This window comes from Streptomyces sp. CO7, from assembly GCF_053474865.1.
Window position 1 is genome coordinate 297,457 of record NZ_JBRIOU010000008.1, and the last position, 641, is coordinate 298,097.

Here is a 641-nt window from a genome sequence, read left to right on the forward strand (position 1 = left end):
GTGAGAGCGGGGGTGCCGGACGGGTGTGGGTGTGGGTGTGGGTGTGGTGAGGGCACCGCAGGGTGCGTGAGGAAGGGGTCCGCCGATGGTCCTGCGACGCGTGGCCGTGGACCTCACGGAAAGGCTGGACGAGGCCTGGTCGGGGGTCGTCGGGTTCGTTCCGCGGCTGGCGGCGTTCCTGGTGCTGCTGCTCCTCGGCTGGGCCGTCGCATGGACGGCGGCCAAGGTGCTGGACCGGGTCCTGCGCACAGCCGGCTCGGAGAGGCTCGCGGAGCGGTCGGGGGTGCGGCGGTTGCTGCGGGAGTCGCCGTACGACCTCACCGGGATCGTCAGCCGGCTGGTGTTCTACCTGCTGATGCTGATGGTGCTGCGGCTGGCGCTGGGCGTCTTCGGGCCGAACCCGCTCGGCGCGATGATCGACGGGGTGGTGGCGTGGCTGCCGCGCGGCATCGTGGCGGTGGTGCTGGTGGTGGTCACGCTGGCGGTCGCGGGCGCGGTGCGGAAGGTGGTCGGCTCGGTGCTCGCGTCCGCCGCGTACGGGGGTGCGGTGGCGCGGGTCCTGTGGGCGGTCGTCCTGGTCCTGGGGTTCGTCGCGGCGCTCAGCCAGGCGGGGATCGCGACGGGGGTGGTCCTTCCGGTGC

General features: G+C 73.5%; 1 protein-coding gene. It reads left to right on the forward strand.

The window, feature by feature from the left end; all coding sequences use genetic code 11:
• Positions 1-85: 85 nt before the first annotated feature.
• On the forward strand, positions 86-641 hold a 556-nt coding region (locus tag ACOV8S_RS26260; RefSeq protein WP_448320742.1), incomplete at its 3' end, for a mechanosensitive ion channel family protein.